We start from the raw sequence: 22,258 nt of genomic DNA, 5'->3' as shown, positions 1-22,258 counted from the left end.
CTACGTCTCGCCCCGCTCTCTGTGGGGCTGCCAGCTACTCTTTATGGCTGCCACCTCCCCGCTTGACCAGGAGCGCGACCACGATGAGCGCGGCTCCGGCGACCGCTGCGGCGGCCGCGGCGTACATTGCCATATCGCCAGTCGAGGGCATAAAGCCTCCGGTGGTAATGCTAGGGGGTGTGCCGGTGGGCGTGTTGATGAGCGACGCCTCCAGACTGCCAGTCGACCCGTCCGCGCTGTCGGCGCGCAGGGGCGACTCGGCCGTGATGGTGAGCTTGGGCTTGGCGGCGGCCACCTGGTCGACGTCCAGACCCTCGGCCTTGACCGTCACGGAACGCGTGCCCTCAAAGGCGGTGTAGCCCTTGGGTGCCTTGAGCTCGCGGACCTCCAGCTTGCCCGAGTCCACGCCCGAGACGGTCACGCGGCCGTCCTCGCCCGTGGTGACGGTGGCCTTGCCCTCCGCATCCCACGTGCCGTCGGCCGCCAGTGCGCGACCGCGGTCGTCGGCGATGCTCAGGACCGCCCCGGCAAGCGGCTTGTCGCCGTCGCTGCCGCGTTTGGTGAGTGCGAGATCCCAAGTGTAGGCGCACGCATCATCGCTCGGCGTGCGGGTGAGGCCGGCGTCACCGGACTGGTCGGCAAAGGGAGAGCGCGGGTAGCGCAGGTACACCTCGTTGGGGTTGCCCTTCGCGATGCCGTGGTTGCACGCGCTGTTGAGCGGTGCGTTGTACACGGCGACCACGCGGGCACCCGCGGTGAAGGCGTCGGCCCCGCCGAGCGCGGCGATGAGGTCGCCGGTGCGCACGGTGAAGGTCTTGCCGTCGGCCGCTACCTTGGTGGCGCACTGGGCCGTGATATCGGTCCAGCCCTTCGCGGGCTCGGTGCCGACGCGGCCGTCCTTGCCGGTCTCGACCGCGTCAAAGCCGCCGTCCGCGCCCGCCGCCACGTACACGCGCATGCTCGCGGCGACCTTGGAGGGGTCGAACCCCGCGCTCATGGTGTCGACGAACCGTACCGTATAGGTTTCGTAGGCCGTGAGGCCCGCCGGGACCGTGGCAGAGAGGCGCCAGTACAGGTCGTCGGCGACCGTGGCGTCGGCGGCCTTCTGCCAGGCGGCGGTGCCGTCCTCCAGCACATGCTTTTGGACCTTGGGGGTCGCCGTCTTGGGCTTGACGGTAACGGCGCTGCCGCCGACCAGGGTCATGATCGGCGCGGTGCCGGCCTCGCCTTGGGCGATGGCGTCGTCTTTGGCGACGATGAGCCAGTAGCCGCAGGACAGCTCGGCCGCGGTGCCCGCGTTAAGGGCCACAGACTCGGCACCAGAGCTCTGGAGGGAACGAGCGAGCTGTGCGCTCAGCGCGCTCGTAAGGTGGGAATCGGTGTTGAGCCACTCGGCAGCTTCCTGCGCGGTGGTCTGGGAATTGGGCATGCCGGCGCTGTGCAGCACGGGCAGTACGGCGTCGCGCACGGCGTCGCTTGCCCAGGTGAGGTCGGTGGCGATCTTGGCGTCGCTGTCGCCGTCGACGACGTTGGCGCTAAAGATCTGGTAGGCGTCGTAGCTGCGCGCCACGGTGCCGCTCACCGTGATGGAACCGGTCGAGGTCGGCGCGGCCTGCGCGGATGCGGGGAACACAACCGCGCAGGTGCCGATCAGGAGGGTAAGCAGAGCAAACAAGATCGGGAAGGAGCAAACTTTCTTATTCACGACGCTCGCCTCCCTTCGCATTCGCCTTGCGACGAATGTGCATCCAGGCCGCAGCAGCGCAAAGCACCGCCGCGCCGGCAAGGTACGTCAGAGTGACGCCCGACATACCAGAAAGGGGCAAAGAGGTGGAGTAGGTGTTGGTGAAGGTGGAGGCGGGAATGGCGTTGGGCGCGGCGTCCTTGCCGATGGTGTTACTCACGGTGTTGCCCATGTCGTCCTTCACCTGCGTGACCGTGGTGGAGGTGGTGAGGCCGGAGTACTTGCCAGTGGTCTCATCCATGACGGCCTTCACCGTGACGGCCACCTGGTACTCGGCCTTGGAGTAGCGAAGCTTGTCGATGGCACCGGTGGTAGGCGCGACCTCCTTCACCGTGTAGGTGTAGGTCTTGGCGTAATCTTTATTGGTGCCTGCTTCAGTGGACAGGTGCGACTTGTTGAACGTCATGGCGCCAAAGGTCGCCGTGATGTTGTTGAGCTTGGCGGCATCGGTCTCCCCTGCCTTTGGGGCAACAGAAATCTTGGGCGCTTCGGGCATGGGGGCTTTGGCTGCATAGTCACCCGTAGCCACAATGCTGAACTCGAACGGCACATAGCTGCCTTCGTCGTCCTTCGGCCAGTCCGTATTGCGAACGGATTTGGTCACCGGGATCTTCACGGACGTAGCGCTGCACTTGTCGGAGATGTACGTAGTGCCACTAACGATGCTCGGCTGCCCGTTCTCTTTCCACGTAATGGAGCCGTTTGTGCTGTCCACCGTGAACTTGTAGGTGTTCTTGTTCAGTTCGTAGCCAAACGGAGCCTGGGTCTCCGTGAGCGTGTACGTGCCCGGCAGCAGACCGGCCAATGTGAACTTGCCATTCGTGTCGTCGGTATCGGCCCAAGTGGTTTCGCTCGAATCCGACTGATCGCTCACGGTCCGAGACTGCGCCTCGGTCGTACCATCGGCACCCAGTTTCGCAAGCTTCCACTCGGAACCAGCCAAAGGAGTGTATCCCTTGTCTCCTTCCTCAACCTTAGTCCAAGACACCGTACCGGTAATAATCTTGGTGTTGGGAATGGCACCTTTGGGGTTATTCTCGAACGAAACGTTGTTCCCGTTCTCATCCACATAACCCTGAACATAGTTCGGCTTCTCGCCAGTATTGTTCATAGTGGCGTAGTAGACGGTGTCTGACTTCTGGTAGCCCTCCGGCGCCTTGACCTCGCGAATGTAGTACGTGAAGTAGTTCGTGTCGCTCGTGTCGCCAATGGTGGCCTTTTGGTTCAGGTAGTCGTACTGAATGGTGCCAACGGTAGAATCGGAGTCATTCGTGCCGTTATCCACAATAGAGACGATGCGGTCCCAATCGTTCTCCGCATCATTTTTGCTCGCGTAAATCGCCCACTCAGAACCTGCGAGCGGTGTGGTGTCGTCTGCAGCGTCAACCTTGCCCCACGCAACCGCAGACCCGTCGGGCGTGTAAGTACCGGACCATGGGAAGTTGTGGCGCTCCTGATCCATATCGATGACGGAAGCCGAGTCACCCTCGATATCCCCGAAATTCCACGCGACCGTGGGGTTGTACATCTGGAAGTCATCGCCAACATAAACACGCCCGTTGGTGGTCACGTGATCCTCGAAGCTGCCGTTGGGAACAACGATACTGCCCAACATGGCGGCTGCCGGGTCGTCGTCTGTCCACTTCCCGTCACCACCAATGCCCTCAAGGGCCATACCACCTCGGATGGTGACCTGCTTGGCCGTTGCGAAATTCCACAGGATGCTCTGGGCGGCAATGGAGTACTCAGACTTAGTCTTGTCGTTGCTACCGCTCTCGTACCCACGGGAGATTTCCTCACCATTCCACCAGAAGCGCCAGCCGGTGTTGAACTCAACCGGGGTCCCCTCTTCATCGATGATGTTGACGACCACGGAGGCGCCCACGGGTATTTTATTGAAGCTGAAGTCCACGCCACGGTAGATCGTGCCTTTATAGGAGTTGGTAAGATCCGACGCCTTCAGGTTAAAGACTTGAAGCGAAGAACCCTTGCCGCTATCGTCCGCATCGCCGGTAAACGTGATGAGCTTCTCGTTGTTGACAAGGGTCACCTCGCCGGAAACGCTGTTGCCGGTTACATCGGTGTAACTCGTCTTGCGGTTAAACTTCTTAATGGAGTTGTCGAACTTGAGGCCGTACGTCGCCCTACTGTCTTTGTTGTACTTTGCAATGGTGTAGTTGGAATTCTCCTCGGCAACATCGACCGTACAACTCCCGGTGGGTTTAAGCTTTGCGAGGGGCGTGGAGATCTTCGCCTTTACTTCGGAATCCAGGAAATTGGTGTAATTCTTACCGTTGATGCTCGACATGATGCTCGCGCCATCATCGTTGCCCGTGAACAGGCCATCGTCAGACCAGTCGCCCTGCATCTTCACGACAGACTGGCGATCGGCGTTGTTCATCCAGGTTGTACGGTTTCCCGCGATTGCCGCGGTATAGTCGTAGCCAATGGCTTCAGCGTTATGTGAGCTCTTTTGCCTACCAACCCAGGCACCCTTGTTCCACGCGCCAACGGAAGCCGATGCGGGCTCGCTTGTACCAACCTGGATTTCTTTGATAGAGGTCGCGTTACTCAAGCCCGCGACCGCAAGAACGACGCTGCCCGCAGAAGGACGAAACTGCGCACCAAAGCCAACGGTACCGAAGCGAAATCCCGCGCCAGACGTATTGTTATTACCATCCGTGTAAGGCCAGCTCTCCTTGAGGGGATTGAGCGCAAGCTTACCCTGCACGACGGTAAGGCCCTCGGCCTCGACGGCATATGAACCTGCAACGTTGTCGCGTGTGAGGTAGGAGGGGTCCGCAGGCTTGCCTCCTACGTACATGTCCCTTCCAACGAATGTGGCAACGCCGGGATCGGGGGTGGAAGAACCGATATTCGTGCCGATACCGATAGACGTGGGAACGTAAATACCCGGCCCCACGGTGGCCGTCGCTCTCGCTGAAGCCGCATTCGCACTCTGAGCCTGCTCAGCACTATTTGAAGAGCCAGCCTCGCCGGCATCGGTCTCGTCGCTATTCTGGTTTTCGGCATCCTCGCTGGTGTTATCTACAGCAGCGGACTCACTTGAGGAACCCCCCCCCATCACAGTTTCCTCGGTAGAATCTGTCTGGGCATCGTTGGCAATGGCCTGCGAGATCGGGGGCATGACGAGCGACAGTACCAGGCTCAAAACGGATGCTCCGCACAAAACGCCTGCCAGTACACGGCGCGTCGCTTTATTACTCTGCTTAGATTTGTCCGAATTCGCTTTCATCGATGTCTCCTCCCCAAGAGACCGCGATCTTGCTCTTTCACCATCAAACGTATCTGCGCAATCTGTAATTGCGCTCGTTTAGTAATGCAATTATAACGATTGTTTAAACATCTGAGCAATAAAACCGACATTTTTGTAGCGAGTTCTCAATTCTCTTGACATTTGCTCAGATTTACCTTCGTTTATTCGCTATCTATTTTTTGTTTCTGCTGGTAATTTAGTTGCCTATTATTTTTTAATGGCATTAGATTTATTTGCACAACATTTTGCTCAAGAGCAAACATCCTGTGAACGGTCGAAAATCGACCGTGAGCGGTAGATCATCAACCGGGATGAATATCCTACCAAATTGATGAGAATATCTTAAACCCATCGGTAGTTAGAAGCGTGATGTTCAGACAACAATATTTGAATTTTCGCGCAGATTTTAGGCATCATTTCGCCCAAATCGCCTGAGGCCACCGCAAAGGCGCCTGTCTCCATTGTGGCGGCTCTCCCCCAGCGCTACAGCAGATGTTCCTCGATAAAGATCGCGATGCCGTCTTTGTCGTTGCTGGCGGTTACAAAATCGGCGGCGGAGCGGGTGGCGTCGCTACCGTTTGCCATGGCCACGCCCACGCCGGCGTCAGCCACCATGCAGGTGTCGTTATCGGCATCGCCAAACACGCAGATGTTCTGGAGCTCCATGCCGTTGAGCTCTGCCACGCGCACCAGGCCGCGCGTCTTGGACACGCGCGGATCCATGAACTCGTAGAGCCGCTGCGTGGTCTGCAGAGCCGCCGCCTTAACGGTGTTATCGGCAAACGTCGACGCCCGCTCAATCACCCGCGGCATTACCTCAGGCGCCATGGTAAACATCACCTTGGGCTGTGGCTCGCGCAAAAACTCGGCAAAATCGACCACCTGGTAGGGCACGCCGTCGACACGCGACAGGTGCTCGACGCACGCGTTGCTCTCGGGCACGTAGAACACGCCGTCTCGGGGGCAGACGGGCGTTGCCGGAAGGTCCGCCATGTGCTTGCAGATGCGCGCGATGGTCTCGCCCGACAGCGGATAGCTCAGCTCGTTGATGTCGTGCGCGCGGTCGATGACCTCGGCACCACCGCAGCCCACGAGCACGTCCACCAAGCCTTCGATGCCCCAGAGCTCGTACATGGCCTCGGTCGCGTGGGCGTCGCGCCCGGTGCACAGGCCAAAGAGCACGCCGCGCTCGCGCAGGGCGCGGATCGCCGCCACAGTGCGCGGGGACACCGTGTGCCGGCTCGTGAGCAGCGTACCGTCGATATCGCAGAACACGGCTTTGATGTGGCTGAAGGTGGTGTCCATGGGGGCCTTTCTGGGTTGTGCGGCGGTGTGGGGTGTATTCGCAAACGGCGTACATGGTATACCAAGGCACAGGCGCGGCCCGTAGACGCCGCAACCACCACAAAGGTGCCTGGCCCCTTTGTGGTGGAAGTGACGTTTGCGGGCCAAACCATCACAACATTCGATGTTTTTCGGCAAAATCGCGATTTTCATCGAATGTTGTGATGGTTTTTACTGCCTTGCGGCACGATCCAAGTGCCAGCGGCCAAGCAGCAGCAACGCCGCAGGAACCGCCGTCACGACCATGCCCGCCCCCACGAGTGTCCGTTGTACGCCAAACGTCGCCGCCAGCCACGGGGCAATCGCCAGCGGGGCCACGCCGGCGAACATATTGCCAAAGCCCATGACCGAGTTGACGCGACCGAGCTGCTCGAGCGGTGCCGTCGTCTGCACAATGGTGTTGTGGAGCGGGTTGACGACACCCCAAGCTATGCCCAAGGCGATCTGGCCAACGAGGGCCACGCCCACGTACGGCGTCCCCACATAGAGCAGGCTTCCCAGGCCCACGGACATGAGCGCCACGAGAAGCGTTTTAAGGTTGACCAGGTGCGGCGGCAAGCGGAGCGCGAGCACGGCACCCAGCACCGCGCCCACGCCCGAGACCGACGAGAGCCAGCCCATCCACTCAACGCCGACGCGTAGGACATCGCGATAGAAAAACGACTCCAGCGGATCGAAGGCTCCGTAGCCAAAGTTCGAAAGAAAAATGATGCAGAAAAGTAGCGCGAGGACGCTGTTGGTGAAGACCGTCTTGATGCTAGCCGCGAAGGTGACACGGGAAGATGTGCTGGGGCTGGAGCTTTGTCCCGCACGCTCCCCTTCCTCTGCCGAATCGGCATCCGCATCCCCGGCGACATGGCTGGTCTGCGGCCTAAAGCCCCAGCCGACGACGAACGCCAGCACGGTAAAGAGCATCATGAGCACGAACACCGCGCGCGACGATGCAGCAGCTGCGACAAAGCCGCCCAACGTGGGCCCGACGATGATACTCACGTTTGAAAACATGGCGATGGCGGAGTTGATGTCTTTGAGCTCGACAGGATCGTCGGTGAGGTAGGCCGGATAGGACGTGGCGATAGGCTGGGCGAATCCCATCGTAAAGCCTAGGAACACCGCGCCGAGCAGGACAATACCGGTCGCACTACCAAAGGCGATGATTGCCGTGCCAGTTGCGAGAGCGCCGATGATGCTCAGCAAGAAATGGCGGCGCGGACCCCAGGCGTCGAGTACCGCGCCACCCGCAAAGGATCCCAGGATCACGAAAACGTTCATGAACAGGACGGCCAGCGACGTCGCGACGACCGAAGCACCGTCCGCATAGGTGAGTGTTCCGATAACGCCGATAAAGTAGCTGGTCTGAAAACCGGTGTAGATGAGAAAGCGCATCGCCACCAGGCGCTTGGCCTGCACGGAAAGCGATGATTGAGGCTTTGAGAAAAGAGAGACGAGCATGGAGACTCCTTGTTTCATACGAATGCGGACGGCGGGCATTCGCCACCGTCTATCGAATCAATCAATCCGCATGAAACATTAAGGACGCATCGAGCCCCTTCTCTCCGTTTTCCGTCCGTCATGAACTACTTGGTAGATTGTAAGGCATGTCCCAATAATCTACCAAAGCAAAAACCACCACAAAGGTGCCTGGCCCCTTTGTGGTGGAAATGACGTTTGCCCAGATAAAACCTGCTAAAACAAACCTGTCCCTTTTTGGCAGGTTTTAGGCCAGATGGTCTTGGATAAGATCACAGATGGCTCGGGCGTCGTTGATGTTGATGGCTCGGGTCGCAAAGCCGGCGTCGAAGGCCTGACGCGCCAAGGCCTCATTACAGGCAAGGGCCAACGTGCGGCCGTCGACCAGGTCGAGCGAGCTCTTGCCGCGAAGACGGTCGACACCGGAGCGCGCGACCACGATGTTGTCGAAGCCCTCGGTCTTGTAACCCTCGATGATCACCACGTCGACATCGTTGTAGCGCGACAGCAGCTCACGCGCGGGCATCTCGTCCTCCTCGCGTGTGTCGGCGTACTCCGCCCAGCGCGTGGCGCAGATGAGGCCCACGTGCTTGGATCCGGCCTGGTGATGGCGCCATGTATCCTTAGCGGGCACATCGATATCAAAGCCATGATGCCCATGATGCTTGAGCGAACCCACGCGCAGGTCGCGGCGGGTGAGCTCGGCAATGACCTTCTCGACGAGCGTGGTCTTGCCCGAGTTTTGGTAGCCGATAAACGCAATCGCGGGGACGGCCGGTGTCGGAGCTGCGGGCGCGACGGCAACGGGTGCGCTCGCGGGTGTGGCACCGTCTGCGGCAGCAGCCTCAACAGCAGCAGCCTGACGCTCGACACGATCCCACACGCCCGAGCGGCCGCCTTCCTTGTGCAGAAGACGCACGTCGACGATCTCCATGCCGCGATCGACGGCCTTGCACATGTCATAGATCGTAAGACATGCAGCGCTCGCGCCGGTCAGAGCCTCCATCTCGATACCCGTCTTGCCCGTCACGCCCGCCGTAACCAGCACGTGAAAGCCAACCTGCCCGTCCGCGCGCGCCGGCGCCCAGCCCTCGGGCACGTCCTCGGCAGGCATCCCCGCCGGAGCGATGGGCGCAATGTCGCACTTACTCTTGGTAATGAGCAACGGATGGCACATGGGGATGATGTCACTCGTGCGCTTGATGGCCATAATGCCCGCCACGCGCGCGCAGGCAAGCACGTCGCCCTTTTTGGCGCGGTCCTGCAGCACCATGGCTTGCGTCTCGGGGTGCATGAGGATGGTGCCCTCGGCGATGGCGATGCGATGGGTCTCGGCCTTGTCGGACACGTCGACCATGCGAACCTCGCCCTTGGCGTCCACGTGCGTCAGCTCGTCGCGACGGGCGTCGCGGGCGGGCTCGGTGGCAGCACTGGCAGACGGCTGCGCGGACGCGTCGGCGTTACCAGCATTAGCCGCGACTGAGGCTTTGTGGGCAGACATCGCGGCCCTGCGAGCGGCCTTGGTGGCATCGGCGTACCTGCTCTTGGCCATATGATCATCCTCCGATTTGGGACATAAATCGTTGCGTGCCCTCAATTATCGCGTGTTCCTGCGGTTTGTGGGCCACGGCATCGCGCCAAATCGAAAGTACCTGCATATCATCACCACGGCGCAACGCCTCACGCACCGAATACTCGGCATCGCTGAACAGGCACGGACGCACGTTGCCATCGGCCGTCAGGCGCAAACGGTTGCAATTCGCACAAAAATGGTTGGACATGGCGCTGATGAAGCCGACCGTTCCCGCCGCACCCGGAAAGTGCCAGTAGCGCGCAGGGCCCGCGCCGGCAGGAGCGTCGTTGATGTCGAGCGGCTCGAGCTCGCCCAGTCCCGTCGCGGCGGCCCCGGCATTGATGCGCGCCCGCAGCTCGTCGCTCGGAACGGTGTCGCTCGCATCCCACAGCGCCGGATTGAGCGCGGGCGCATGCGGGTCCACAGCGCAATGCGAGCTCGTGTGTTCATCGCCGATGGGCATGTATTCGATAAAGCGCAGGTGGATGGGGCGGTCGAGCGTGAGCCGCGCGAGGGCCGCCACATCTTGGTTGAGCCGGCGCACAACAACGCAGTTCACCTTAACGGGCTCAAAGCCCCAAGCCAGCGCCGCGTCGATGCCAGCCATGGTCTGCTCGAGTCGACCCAGGCGCGTGATCTTTCCAAAGAGCGTAGGGTCAAGCGTGTCGAGCGAGACGTTGACGCGGTTAAGGCCGGCGTCCTTGAGCTGCGGTGCCAGCTTGGGCAGCAGGGCGCCGTTGGTGGTAAGTGAGATGTCCTCGATCTGCGGGATCTCGCGGATATCGCGAATGAGCGGGATGATACGCCGGCTGACCAGCGGCTCGCCACCCGTCAGGCGTACGCGACGAATGCCCTCCCCCGCCACCAAGCGCACAAAGCGGGCGATTTCCTCGGCGCTGAGCAGCTCGTCGTGCGCGCGGGGCGCCACGCCATCGGCTGGCATGCAGTAAATGCAGCGGAAATTGCACTTGTCGGTAACGGCAATGCGCAGGTAGTTGATATCGCGGCCAAAGCCGTCATGTTGCACGTGCCCGTCCACGCAGCCTCCCCTCACGCGGCGTTTTATTCTTCGGAAAACATAATACCGCACGGGAGAATCATGCCGACACCCGTACGACAGGACAGGTCGTTTCGAGCAAAACGGACTTTCCAAGCCCATCCTCAGCACGCAAACCATCACAACATTCGATGCTTTTCCCGTTTTTGGCAAAAAACGTCGAATGTTGTGATGGTCTGCCTGCCCGCAGCGCCCCGTAGAAGGACCAAAACGTCCCTAAAGGACGCCGTCCCAGTGCCGAATCACGAATTCTCGCAGGTCGTTCTGCCGCTTTTGGAACGCTTCGCTTCGGTCGCACTTAAGACCCATAGCGAGCGCGATGGCGTTCATCGCCCGGTGCAATTGCAGCTGGTGGGCAAACTGAGTCCCGGTGAGGACGATCATCCTAAAGCCCAGCGCGCTCAGCACGGTCATACGCTCCGCATCCGACGCGCTGCGCTGTTTATCAAGATGGTCCGAACCGTTGTATTCAATCCCCGTACCGCTCGCAGGCGCATATACGTCGATCTCGAAATACCCGGCCTTTGCGAGATACTTGAACTCGTTGGGAACATCAACCCTATGGTTGAGCTCAACCTTGGCGTATCCCAGCCCGCCCTGGGAACGTTTTGCTACGACCATGATTGCGGTGGCCGTCTCCATGGGCGACCGCGCGCCATCGTGCACGCGCTTGAGCACGGCGGCCGCGCGTATAGCCCCCTGACGAGATCGGTTCTCATTGCAATAGGCAATCAAGTCGGCAACGGTATACCTCTGCCCCATCTCGACATAATCGTCCGTCGACAGATGATTCAAATGGTATCGGGCACAGATTTCGTAGCCATATTCCAGCTGTTCGGGCTCGCTCATCCACGAACCCGCCTGGACAAAGCACATGGCCTCATCAACCACCAGAAGGCCCTCTGCCACCTCGATAAGATGGCCTGGAGGTACCGGTGCCCCAAACACGTGGCACCTAAATCCAGCCGGCGTCGAGCGCTCAAAATCGAAGTTGACGAGCGTGTCGATATGATCGAGCTCTTCTCGTGGAATACCAAGCGAAACCAGATGGTCGGTAACAATCCCGGCTGCCGTTGAAGCCCTCAGCCCCTTGGCATCGAGTCCCAATTTGGGCAGACTCGCGGTCGGCTCCGCCTCGTTAGCAGGCGAATCCTCATCGTATAGGCTGCTTGCTCGCGAGAGCGGCTCGGACGGGCGCGCCACGTTGTGGTACAGCCAAGCGGTCTTATGGGACAGGACGATTGGCAGGTCCATGAGCCCTCCAATGGAGTCGGATAACCAACCTTATTCCCCTGCCCACGGGTCCGCACACCTTCGTGCGCAAGAAAGCGATTCCACCCGATCGAGTGGTAGAAAAACCATCACAACATTCGATGCTTTTCCCGATTTTGGCAAAAAACGCCGAATGTTGTGATGGTTTAAGGCGAGGTGAGGAGCACGGAGGGGTCAAAGCATCGTGCTCGAACGGGTTAATCCAACTCTTTTAAGCCATGCGCCAGCTGCCAGTACTCGCCGTGCTGAGCGAGCAGCTCTTCGTGCGTGCCGCGCTCGATGATGCGGCCGTGTTCGAGGACCATGATGGCATCGGCGTCGCGGACGGTGGACAGGCGGTGCGCGATCATAAACGTGGTGCGGCCACGCATGATGCGGTCCATGCCGCGCTCGATGAGCTTTTCGGTGCGCGTGTCGATAGAGCTCGTGGCCTCGTCCAGGATGAGCACCGGCGGGTCGGCGACGGCCACACGCGCGATGGCGAGCAGCTGGCGCTGGCCCTGCGACAGGTTGGCGCCGTCGGCCGTGACCGGCGTGTCGTACCCTCTAGGCAGGCGGCGGATAAACGAGTCGGCGCAGGCTGCCTCGGCAGCGGCGCGCACCTCTTCGTCAGTCGCGTCGAGCTTGCCAAAGCGGATGTTCTGCGCAATGGTGCCGCTAAACAGGTGCGTGTCTTGCAGCACAATGCCGAGCGACCCGCGCAGACTGGACTTGGCAATGTGCTTGACGTCGATGCCGTCGTACGTGATCTCGCCGTCATCGACCTCGTAGAAGCGGTTGATGAGGTTGGTGATGGTGGTCTTTCCGGCGCCCGTGGAGCCCACAAAGGCGATCTTTTGCCCCGGCTTGGCAAACAGGTTGAGATCCGTAAGCACACGGGTGCCCGGCACGTAGGAAAAGTCCACGGCATGGAAGCGCACGTCGCCGGCAAGTGGGACCAAGCCGCACGTGAGCTCGGTGCCGTCGGCAGCCACCGCACGGCCCGACTCATCAACGGCAGCCACATCATGCAGGTGCCCGTACGCGCCCACGCCCTGGCCCTCGGGAATCTTCCATGCCCACGCGGCGTCGCCCGTCTGCACCAGCTCCACGCAGCCCTCGTCCACCTCGGGCTCAAGATCCATGGCGGCAAACAGGCGCTCGGCACCGGCCAGCGCGTTGAGCAAAAAGTTGCCCAGCTGCGTAAACTGGTTGATGGGCATGGCGGCCTGGCGTACAAAGACCAGGTAACTTGCAAGCGCGCCCACGTCGGCGAGCCCCTTGATGCAGAGCATGCCGCCCGCCACGGCGACGATGGCGTAGTTGGCATAGCCGATCACCACGGTCATGGGCACCATCGAGTTGGCGTAGGCCTGCGCGGCACCACCGGTGCGGCGCAGCTCTTGGTTGCGCGCGTCAAAACCAGCCACGTTGGCTTGCTCGTGATTAAAGACCTTGATGACCTTTTGACCCGAGACCATCTCTTCGATATATCCGTCCAGGTCGCCAAGCGATGCCTGCTGGGCGGCAAAGAAACGCTTAGAGCGCGTGCCCGAGTAGCGCGCATACAGCACAATGGCCGCATCGCACACGAGCGTGATAATCGTGAGCTGCCAGTTGAGGATGATGAGCATGGCCGTGGTGCCGACCACCTGGATGATCGCCTGAATCACGTTGGCAAAGCTGTTGTTGAGCGCCTCGGAGACGGTGTCGACGTCGTTGGTAAAGAAGCTCATGATGTCACCCGAGCGCGTGCTGTCGAAGTAGCTCAGCGGCAGCGTCTGAATGTGGGCAAACAGGTCGCGGCGGATATCGGACACCACGCGCTGGGCCGCGCGCACCATAATCTGCGAGTAGCCCAGAGCCGAGAGCACGCCCGCGGCGTAGATGGCAGCGGTAAAGATAACCTGCTTAGCGAGCAGTTCCTCGCCGCCCGTTGCCAAACCGTTGACGATGGGGCGCACCATGTAGGTACCGGCAAGGCTTGCGATGGCCGCAACAGAGGCAAGCACACCCACTGCGAGCAGCGAGAACTTGGCGTGACCCATGTAGGAGAGCAGGCGGCGGAGCGTCTGCGTCAGATTGGCGGGACGGGCCTGAGCGGATGTCTTAGGCATGGCGCTCACCCCCTTCCGTGGCTTGAATTGATTCGTTGGGGCCGGCGGAAGACGGATCATTTACGCCATCCACGACGCCAGCATCCCCTGCAAATTCCATCTGCGAGGCGTAAATCTCCTGGTAGATGTTGTCGCCCGCCAGCAGTTCCTCGTGCGTGCCCACGCCGTGGACACGACCGTCGTCCAACACAATAATGCGGTCGGCATCCATGACGCTCGCAATGCGCTGTGCGATGACAATCACCGTCGTGTTGGGAATCCGAGCTATATGCTCGCGGATCTTGGCGTCGGTCGCCATATCGACCGCGCTGGTCGAATCGTCAAAGATGAGCACACGCGGATGTTTGAGCAACGTACGCGCGATGCACAGACGCTGTTTTTGTCCGCCCGAGACGCCGGCACCGCCCTGGCCCAGGTAGCCGTCGAGTCCGCCGATGCGATCCAGGAACTCGTCCACGCATGCCGCCCGGCAGGCACGCAGCAGCTCCTCGTCGGTGGCATCGGGCGCGCCCCACTGCAGGTTCTCGCGCACGGTACCCGTAAACAGCACGTTCTTTTGCAGCACGATACCCACGGCGTCGCGCAGGGCAACCAGGTCGTAATTGCGCACATCGCGCCCGCCCACGAGCACGGCGCCTTCAGTGGCATCGTACAGGCGCGCGATCAGCTGCACAAGCGAACTCTTGCCCGAGCCCGTACCGCCGAGCACGCCCACCGTGGAGCCTGCCTCAATGCAAAGGTCGATATGCTCGAGCACATCCTCGGCAGCATCCGCGCGGTACTTAAACGACACGTCGCGAAACTCGATGCTTCCGTCGGCCACCCCGTGCACGGCAGCGGCAGCGTCGGGCGCCTGGATAAGCGAACGCTCGTCGAGCACCCGCGAGATGCGTTCCACGCTGGCAAGTGCGCGGGTGAGCAGCAAAAACACGTTGGAAATCATCATGAGCGAGTTCATGATCAGCAGCACATAGCTCATAAAGCCCGTGAGCGAGCCCACGCCCAAGCGACCTTCGATGATCATGCGGCCGCCAATCCACAAGATCGAGAGCGCAGCCACGTACATCGAAAGCTGGAACACCGGCAGGTTGAGCACGGCGTTGCCAAAGGTCTTCGTCGCGGTGCGCGCAAGCTCGGTATTGACGGCATCGAACTTGGCCTCCTCGTGCTCGGCACGCACGTACGCCTTGACGGCGCGCACGGCGGTGAGGTCCTCCTGCACCACACCGTTGAGATGGTCCATCGAGGTCTGCAGCTGGCGGTAAAGCGGACTGACGCGATAGGTGATAACGCCCAGTACGATCGCCAACACCGGCAGGATGATCGCGAATACCGTAGCAAGCGGACGCGACAGCACCAGCGCATAGACCAAGCCGACGATGAGCGTCACGGGGCCGCGCACCATGGGGCGAAAGCCGTTGCCGATGGCGTTTTGGATGACGGTGATATCGGTGGTCATGCGCGTGACGAGCGAGCTGGCATCGTAGTTGTCCAGATTGCCAAAGGCGAGCGTCTGAATCTTGCGATACTCCGCCTCGCGCAGGTTAGCGCCCAGCCCCGAGGCAACGCGGGCAGACGTGCGCGCATAGCCCAAGCCAAGTACCAGCGAAAATGCAGCGCATATCAACATATACGTGCCCTGCAACAGCATATAGTTGATGTCGCCCGCGGGCACGCCCACGTCGATGATATTTGCCATGATGACCGGGATAAACAGCTCGAGCGCCGTCTCGGCTGTCACAAAGAGCACGCCGAGCATGGCATCGCGGCGGTATGCCCCCAGATAGGAAAACAAAATCTTGAGATTGCGCACGCAGGTTCATCCCCCATCAAACGTTGTTCGCAAACCCACGTATTATGGCGCGCCGTGCGGCGGTGTCAAGTGATGCGAAATCGATTTCTGCAAGGCTAGTGCAGACGCCATGCTCACAGGACGCGCCCCTGTATTCAATTGGAAATGAACGCGAGCGCGACTTTTTTCGCCCCGCTGCCAACATAAACCTTGACTCTACAATCGTTGTAGGGTTTTCACTACACTGGTAGCAAAACGAACCCAGCCAGAAAGCCCCGCCCATGGAACACGACCTCACACGCGGCAATGTCCTCAAGACCATCGCGGTCTTTGCCCTGCCCTATATGCTCTCGTACTTTTTGCAGATGCTCTACGGTATGGCCGACCTGTACATGATGGGGCAGTTTAGCGGCGCCGCCGGCATCACCGCCGTGGGCAACGGCGCGCAGACGCTCTATATCATTACCGTGACGCTCGTGGGCCTGGCCATGGGAACGACGGTCATCGTCGGCCACGCCGTGGGCTCGCGTCGGTTTGACCGCGCCGAGACCGCCATCGGCAACACCATCACGCTCTTTATGGGCGTCTCGGTGGTGCTGGCCGCTGTCTTGCTCGCACTGTGCCCGCAGATCGTGGCACTCATTGGCACGCCAGCCGAAGCGGTCGAAGGCACTGCCGCCTACCTGCGCATCTGCTTTGTCGGCATTCCGTTTATCGCCGCATACAACATCCTCTCGGCCATCTTTCGCGGGCTGGGCGATTCGCGCTCGCCCATGTACGTGATTGGCGTGGCGTGCATCATAAACATCGCGCTCGACTTTCTGTTTATCGGCCACATGGGGCTCGGCCCCGTGGGCGCGGCGCTCGGCACGGTGACCGCCCAGACGGCAAGCGTTGCCCTCGCGCTCGTGTGGCTCAAGAGCCGCCGCACGCATATTCACCTCAAGCGCAGCGACCTGCGCCCCCAGCCCGAGGTGCTCGGCAGCATCCTTAAGATCGGCGTGCCCGTGGCCGTACAGGACGGCTGCATCCAGGTGGCGTTTATGTTTATCACCGTCATCGCCAACCACCGCGGCCTGGTCGACGCCGCCGCCGTGGGCCTGGTCGAGAAGATGATCAGCTTTTTGTTCATTGTGCCGAGCTCCATGGGCGCCACCGTCAGCGCGCTCACGGCGCAAAACGCCGGCGCAGGCAAGGGCGACCGCGCGCGTCAGGTGCTCAAGGATGCCATGACCATCTCGGTGGTGTACGGCTGCCTGATCACGGTGCTGATGTGGCTGGTGGCACCGGCGTTTATCGGCTTTTTTGCCAAGGACCCCGCGGTGGTCGCCGCCGGTACCGGCTATATGCACAGTTATATTTTCGATGCAATCTTTGCCGGCATCCACATTTGCTTTAGCGGCTTTTTCGCTGCATACGGCAAGAGCTACATCGGCTTTGCGCACAACGTGCTGGCCGTGGCGCTCATTCGCGTGCCCGGTGCATGGCTGCTGTCGAACGCCTATTCCGATACGTTGTTTCCCATGGGAATCGCCTCGCCGTGCGGATCGATTTTGTCGGCGGTCATCTGCGTGATTGCATTTACCGTGCTCAACCGCCGCGGAACTTTTGACAAGTTGGCAGCGTAGCGGGGCAACGCGAGCCTGGCGCCCCTCCCCGACCCCATTGAAAGGAGCGTTCCTATGGCCGACTCACCAACTGAACATACCGAGGGCCCGCTCCGCATTGGCGAGGTGGCGCGCCTGTTTAACCTGAGCGTTGGGACGCTACGTCATTACGAGCAGATGGGCTTGCTGGACCCGGCGCACATCGATCCGGCGAGTGGATACCGCTACTACGGATCGCGACAGCTCTCCACCCTCAATACCATCAGCCACCTGCGCGTTCTCAACCTGCCGCTCGCGCAGATCCGTGAGTTTGTGACCACGCGCGATGTGGACCTCATGCAGCGGCAGCTGGCTCAGCAGCAGGAGCTCATCGAGCGCAAGCGCCGCGAGCTGGAGCGCGTGTCGTGCAAGATCGATAACCGGCTTGCCCTGCTGCACGATGCCTTGAACACCGAGCTCGATAGCATTTGCACAATCGATGCCCCCGAGCTTCGCTGCGCCGTGTTGCGCGAACGCGTCAACCCTACCGACGCCTATGCGCTGGAGTGGCAGATTCGTCAACTGCAGAAGGGCCAGCACGAGACCTTTGTCTTCCTGGGCAACTTGGGCGTTGGGATCAGCGCCGAGCGCCTGGCCGCCGGCGACTTTGATGGTTACGACGAGGTCTTTCTACTGCTCGATGACACCGATGACTACGTGGGCGACGTCGAGACGCGGCCTGCCGCGCGCTGCCTGACCATAAGCTTCCGCGGCACACACGGGCAAGCGGGCCCGCGCTATAAGCAGCTGCTCGGCTATATGCGCGAACACGGGCTGTCCCCCGCTGGCCCCTCACGCGAGATCGCCCTCATCGACGACATCATCAGCGACGACCCGGGAGCGTATGTGACGAGGATCGCGATACCGGTCCGCTAATCACTACCATTTATCGAGCAATTCCATCCATTTACCTTAATCTGAATTAGATTGTATTTTGTAGCAAATAAAATGACAGCATATTGCCCCCCATAGGCAGGAGACATTATGCCCAGAGTTCAATCACGTCGCTCGTTTCTTCTCGGCCTAGCCTCGATCATCGGCTTATCCGCGTCGCGCCCAACAAGAGTATTCGCTGCCGACTCAAACTCATCCGTCGCTTTTACATCAGACCTAGCACAAGACTACGCGCTTTCCCTGTTGCCCATCGTCGACGGATCCGCGAACTTAGAGATCGAGCAAATCGTTCCCGTATGCCAACAAATCGGCCTTATCTGTGGCTATGAAATCAGTGTCACAAGGGAAGGAAGCCCTTACGGTTATTTAATACTTGACGCATCATATCCTGGGCTTCTGAAGGAGATAACCCTCGGCGATACCATTCTTCCGATTTCAGCTTCTCTATCAAACGCCATTTCAACTTATTCCGGCCAACAGGCCACAAACCCAACCGTACTAATTTCGTACAACGATATTGAATATGGAACTTTGGTGCCAGGAACTAGAGACTGTGTAACCAACTATAACAATATACGGTCTGTCCCGATTGTCACCGAAAAGGGTATAGCACCTCAAAGCAATAACCCAACTTCATGGGATGCAGTCATTATCAATGAAGATGACTTGATGTTGCATTTCCAAATAGACGATTTAAACGGAATACCGTTCCGAGGAGTCTCGGAATCATTAGTTGAAGCCCGCACTAATAAGTATGCATGCGTCGTTTCTGCCTTGTACGCTGTATCAATGCATTACGGTCTCACCAGTTCAAACGCTAATCAATTTAATCCCGATTATTATAAAGAAATATGGAACGTCACTGGCACAACAACGTATAAGACCAATGATCAGGGCGTCGAGTACGGAAGCACGATCATCCCAGATGGAATTGTTCCGTTTAAAAGTCTTGCCGCTCAAAAGGGTAGAGCACTTAATACTCAATTTTTCGGTTATCAGCCTCAATTCGCTCAGTACAGAGCAACTATCGATCAAGGGAATATCGGCTTGTATCATATGTGGATCAACAGCCGAAACAGTGAAGGATCCATCAAGCTATCAGGTCATACAGTCACGGTAACTGGCTATTTTACTGGGCATAATGGAAGCTCTGGCATCGAACTGCAGTGGCTCGAAGTATTCGACGGATGGAACACTTATCCCCGAGCGATTAACTATGCAACGCCCAATATGGTCAAATTGAACGGAACAGTCTTTTGGTAGACCGGATGGCACCATCAAAATGCTATGGCACCACGGCCTTTGCCCTGGTTACGATATTGGTGATTTTCGCTATGTTTGCATCCGTTTCTTCATGCACAGATAGAGCCCGCTATAGCGGAGGAGATGATTACCTTGTCTTTGGAGCCGGCAGCGTTCATTCTATTGAGGGAACGGAACTCGTAATCCAAACAGACAACAGTCCCCGCTACACCGACGCTGGAAAGCAAACCCGGATTACATTCCCCTCATCTGGCCGAATCAAAGACAAGCTTTCCCAAATCAAAGTTGGGACAAGAGTTTCCTACTCACGCTTTGAGTCGGTAGACGCATCTGGATCATACGAGGGAAACGATATCGAAATTGAACAGGCAAACACTATAAGGAGATGTTGAGGAACTGAGCCTCTGCGCAGTTCCTCAACAAATCATTATGCCTCCGGGACCCTACCCGTCGCCAAAATCTGTTCAAGTGCCGCCTCGTCCAGCACAGGTACGCCCAGCTGCTCGGCCTTGGTGAGCTTGGAACCCGCCTTGGGGCCAGCGACCAGATAGCTCGTCTTCTTCGACACACTGCCCGAGACCTTGGCGCCGAGCACCTTGAGCGCCGCGCCCGCCTCGTCGCGGGTGCGGTTGACGAGCGTGCCGGTGAGCACGAAGGTCAGACCCGCGAGCGGCTGTGCGTCGGCGAGCTCACTTGCCACGCCAGCGTCGGCTGCGGCTTGCGCGTGCGCGGCGCCCAGGTCGACCTCGAGCGACAGGCCCGCCTGGCGCAGGCGTTCCAGCACGGCAAGGTTCTCGGGCACGGCCAGGAACTGCTTAACGCTCGCCGCAATCTTGGGACCGATGCCCTCGCACTCGGCGATGTCCTCTTCGCTCGCCAAGATGAGCTTGTCGATCGACAGGAATCGCTCGGCGATGACCTCGCCCACGCTCTTGCCCACATGGCGGATGCCCAGGGCAAACAGCACGCGACCGAGCGGCTGGCTCTTGGACTTGTTGAGCTCGGCGATGATTTTCTCGGCCGTCTTGAGGCCTACCGGAATGGGGTCGCCCTTCTTGACGCCCTTTTTGCTGTTAGAGCTGGCGTACACGCGCCCCGTGTCCAGTCCGGCGATGTCGTCGACCGTGAGCTGGTAGAAGTCCGCGACATCGTGGATAAGACCAGCGGCGATCATCTTGTCGACGATTTCGTCGCCCAGGCCATCGACATCCATGCAGCCGCGGCTCACCCAGTGGAGCAGGCGCTCCTTGAGCTGCGCTGGGCAATCGATGGACACACAGCGATAGGCAACCTCGCCGTCCTCGTGAACCACGGGGCTGCCGCACACGGGGCAGACCTCGGGCATGTGCCAGTCGACCGAATCGGCCGGGCGCTTGTCGAGCACCGGGCCCACGACCTCGGGGATTACGTCGCCTGCCTTGTGCACGATGATGGTATCGCCCTCGCGCACGTTTTTACGACGGATCTCGTCGATGTTGTGCAGCGTGGCGCGCGCGATGGTGGAGCCGGCAACCGTCACCGGGTCGAACTCGGCGACCGGCGTGAGCACACCGGTGCGGCCCACCTGGATGCGAATTTCGCGAAGGACGGTCTGCTTTTCCTCGGGCGGGAACTTAAAGGCGATGGCCCAGCGCGGTGCGCGAGCGGTAAAGCCCAGGTCGAGCTGCTGGGCAAAGCTGTCGACCTTTACGACCACGCCGTCGATGTCGTAGTCCAGGTCACCGCGATGCTCGAGGGCCTGGGCGCAGAACTCGTGGACCTCGGCCGGCGTGGCGCAACGAGCCACGTTAGGGTTGACGCTGAAGCCGGCATTGCGCAGCCAGTCGAGAAATTCGCGCTGGCTGTGGACGTGCAGCGGGTCGGTATCGGCGATGGCGTAGATAAAGGTGGCAAGGTCGCGGCGCGCCGTGACCTTGGGGTCCTTTTGGCGCAGGCTGCCGGCGGCGGCGTTGCGCGGGTTGGCGAAGGGGTCGCGGCCCTCGGCATCGGCCTCTTCATTCAGACGAACAAAGCTGCCTTTGGGCATATAGACCTCGCCGCGTACTTCGACGGTACGCTCGCGGTCGGCGCCCATGTGGGCGAGCGCTGCCTCGGACAGATGCATAGGCACATCCTTGATGGTGCGCACGTTGAGCGATACGTCCTCACCCGTGGTGCCGTCGCCGCGTGTGGCCGCGCGCACAAAGGTGCCGTTTTGGTAGGTAAGAGCCACGCCCAGACCATCGATCTTAAGCTCGCAGGTATAGGTGACGCTGCCGGCACCGAGCGCATCCTCGGTGCGCTGGAGCCATGCGTCGAGCTCGTCCAGATCCATGGCATCGTCCATGGAATACATGCGCGCCATGTGCGTGACCGGCGTAAACTGCTCGCTCACGTAGCCGCCCACGCGCTGGGTATAGCTGTCGGGCGTCACCAGGTCGGGGTAGGTCGCCTCGATTTCCTGCAGCTCAACGAGCATTTTGTCGAAGGCGGCGTCCGTGATCTCGGGTGCGTCGAGCATGTAGTAGCGGTACGCGTGGTAATCGAGCTCGTGGCGCAGCTCGGCCGCACGCGCTGCCGCCTGGGCACGAGCATCGGCCGATGCAGCGGTATCCGTGCTCGCGGACGTTTCGGTATCGATGTCCACGCCGTCACCAAACAGGCTCGATTGCTCCATAGCGGCACTCCTTCGCTCGATTTCAAACGGATACTAGAGTACCACCGGTCACGATGGGGCCGAATAACCCTTTCGAACCGCACCGAATCGGCAGCCGACGGACCGGGGTGGATCGCGCGATCAAACCATACCCTTGCCATTTCTAAATGATCCGTTTCCCCGTCCCCAAGGGAT

The 22,258-nt window shown here is 60.1% G+C and carries 13 protein-coding genes; 3 read left to right on the top strand and 10 right to left on the bottom strand.

Annotated features, from left to right (window positions below; all coding sequences use genetic code 11):
- Positions 1–34: 34 nt before the first annotated feature.
- The 9 genes from GT571_RS04270 to GT571_RS04230 all read right to left on the bottom strand — a co-directional run bounded on the left by GT571_RS04270 (position 35) and on the right by GT571_RS04230 (position 15,646).
- Positions 35–1,705: a SpaA isopeptide-forming pilin-related protein gene (locus GT571_RS04270; protein WP_161155697.1), complete on the bottom strand. Its 1,671-nt coding sequence runs from the start codon at positions 1,703–1,705 to the stop codon at positions 35–37.
- Positions 1,698–5,000, bottom strand: coding sequence for a SpaA isopeptide-forming pilin-related protein (locus GT571_RS04265; protein ID WP_161155695.1), 3,303 nt, complete (start codon positions 4,998–5,000; stop codon positions 1,698–1,700). Before GT571_RS04265 ends, GT571_RS04270 begins: the two co-directional genes overlap by 8 nt.
- A 504-nt stretch (positions 5,001–5,504) precedes the next feature.
- Positions 5,505–6,326: an HAD family hydrolase gene (locus GT571_RS04260; RefSeq protein ID WP_161155693.1), complete on the bottom strand. Its 822-nt coding sequence runs from the start codon at positions 6,324–6,326 to the stop codon at positions 5,505–5,507.
- Between the two features lie 210 nt (positions 6,327–6,536).
- A complete protein-coding gene (locus GT571_RS04255; protein ID WP_161155691.1) occupies positions 6,537–7,817 on the bottom strand; it encodes an MFS transporter in 1,281 nt (426 codons plus the stop codon).
- Between the two features lie 265 nt (positions 7,818–8,082).
- Positions 8,083–9,387 carry a molybdopterin-guanine dinucleotide biosynthesis protein B gene (gene mobB, locus GT571_RS10260; RefSeq protein WP_161155689.1) on the bottom strand — a complete coding sequence of 435 codons (1,305 nt, stop codon included), beginning with the start codon at positions 9,385–9,387 and terminating at the stop codon, positions 8,083–8,085.
- A gap of 4 nt (positions 9,388–9,391) precedes the next feature.
- The gene (gene moaA / locus GT571_RS04245; protein ID WP_338400641.1) at positions 9,392–10,447 is read right to left on the bottom strand and encodes a GTP 3',8-cyclase MoaA; all 1,056 of its coding nucleotides are present in this window, start codon (positions 10,445–10,447) and stop codon (positions 9,392–9,394) included.
- 234 nt (positions 10,448–10,681) lie between these two features.
- A complete protein-coding gene (locus GT571_RS04240) occupies positions 10,682–11,719 on the bottom strand; it encodes a hypothetical protein (RefSeq protein WP_161155687.1) in 1,038 nt (345 codons plus the stop codon).
- Between the two features lie 215 nt (positions 11,720–11,934).
- Positions 11,935–13,833, bottom strand: coding sequence for an ABC transporter ATP-binding protein (locus GT571_RS04235; protein WP_161155685.1), 1,899 nt, complete (start codon positions 13,831–13,833; stop codon positions 11,935–11,937).
- Positions 13,826–15,646, bottom strand: coding sequence for an ABC transporter ATP-binding protein (locus tag GT571_RS04230; protein ID WP_422110310.1), 1,821 nt, complete (start codon positions 15,644–15,646; stop codon positions 13,826–13,828). The genes GT571_RS04235 and GT571_RS04230 overlap by 8 nt, the downstream gene beginning before the upstream one ends.
- 260 nt (positions 15,647–15,906) lie before the next feature.
- Here GT571_RS04230 and GT571_RS04225 point away from each other — a divergent pair, with 260 nt between their 5' ends.
- The 3 genes from GT571_RS04225 to GT571_RS04215 all read left to right on the top strand — a co-directional run bounded on the left by GT571_RS04225 (position 15,907) and on the right by GT571_RS04215 (position 19,428).
- Entirely contained in the window at positions 15,907–17,253 is a 1,347-nt protein-coding gene (locus GT571_RS04225; protein WP_161155683.1) for an MATE family efflux transporter, read from the top strand.
- A gap of 54 nt (positions 17,254–17,307) precedes the next feature.
- Complete coding sequence (locus GT571_RS04220; protein ID WP_161155681.1) at positions 17,308–18,147, top strand: MerR family transcriptional regulator; 840 nt, start codon at positions 17,308–17,310, stop codon at positions 18,145–18,147.
- 108 nt (positions 18,148–18,255) lie between these two features.
- Positions 18,256–19,428 carry a hypothetical protein gene (locus GT571_RS04215; protein WP_161155679.1) on the top strand — a complete coding sequence of 391 codons (1,173 nt, stop codon included), beginning with the start codon at positions 18,256–18,258 and terminating at the stop codon, positions 19,426–19,428.
- A 427-nt stretch (positions 19,429–19,855) separates the two neighbouring features.
- Here GT571_RS04215 and ligA read toward each other — a convergent pair whose 3' ends face one another.
- Entirely contained in the window at positions 19,856–22,084 is a 2,229-nt protein-coding gene (ligA, locus tag GT571_RS04210; RefSeq protein ID WP_161155677.1) for an NAD-dependent DNA ligase LigA, read from the bottom strand.
- Between the last annotated feature and the right edge of the window lie 174 nt (positions 22,085–22,258).

The organism is Collinsella aerofaciens, from assembly GCF_009876115.1.
Lineage (GTDB): Bacteria > Actinomycetota > Coriobacteriia > Coriobacteriales > Coriobacteriaceae > Collinsella > Collinsella aerofaciens_N.
The sequence above is the reverse complement of the archived record's forward strand: the minus strand, read 5'-3'. Positions and strand labels throughout refer to the sequence as shown.

Bases quoted from the DNA above. Each gene is read 5' to 3' on its own strand.
- GT571_RS04220 (WP_161155681.1), top strand. From the start codon at position 17,308: ATGGCCGACTCACCAACTGAACATACCGAGGGCCCGCTCCGCATTGGC.
- GT571_RS04235 (WP_161155685.1), bottom strand. From the start codon at position 13,833: ATGCCTAAGACATCCGCTCAGGCCCGTCCCGCCAATCTGACGCAGACG.
- GT571_RS04265 (WP_161155695.1), bottom strand. From the start codon at position 5,000: ATGAAAGCGAATTCGGACAAATCTAAGCAGAGTAATAAAGCGACGCGC.
- GT571_RS04260 (WP_161155693.1), bottom strand. From the start codon at position 6,326: ATGGACACCACCTTCAGCCACATCAAAGCCGTGTTCTGCGATATCGAC.
- GT571_RS04225 (WP_161155683.1), top strand. From the start codon at position 15,907: ATGGAACACGACCTCACACGCGGCAATGTCCTCAAGACCATCGCGGTC.
- GT571_RS04215 (WP_161155679.1), top strand. From the start codon at position 18,256: ATGCCCAGAGTTCAATCACGTCGCTCGTTTCTTCTCGGCCTAGCCTCG.
- GT571_RS04240 (WP_161155687.1), bottom strand. From the start codon at position 11,719: ATGGACCTGCCAATCGTCCTGTCCCATAAGACCGCTTGGCTGTACCAC.
- mobB (WP_161155689.1), bottom strand. From the start codon at position 9,387: ATGGCCAAGAGCAGGTACGCCGATGCCACCAAGGCCGCTCGCAGGGCC.
- ligA (WP_161155677.1), bottom strand. From the start codon at position 22,084: ATGGAGCAATCGAGCCTGTTTGGTGACGGCGTGGACATCGATACCGAA.
- GT571_RS04255 (WP_161155691.1), bottom strand. From the start codon at position 7,817: ATGCTCGTCTCTCTTTTCTCAAAGCCTCAATCATCGCTTTCCGTGCAG.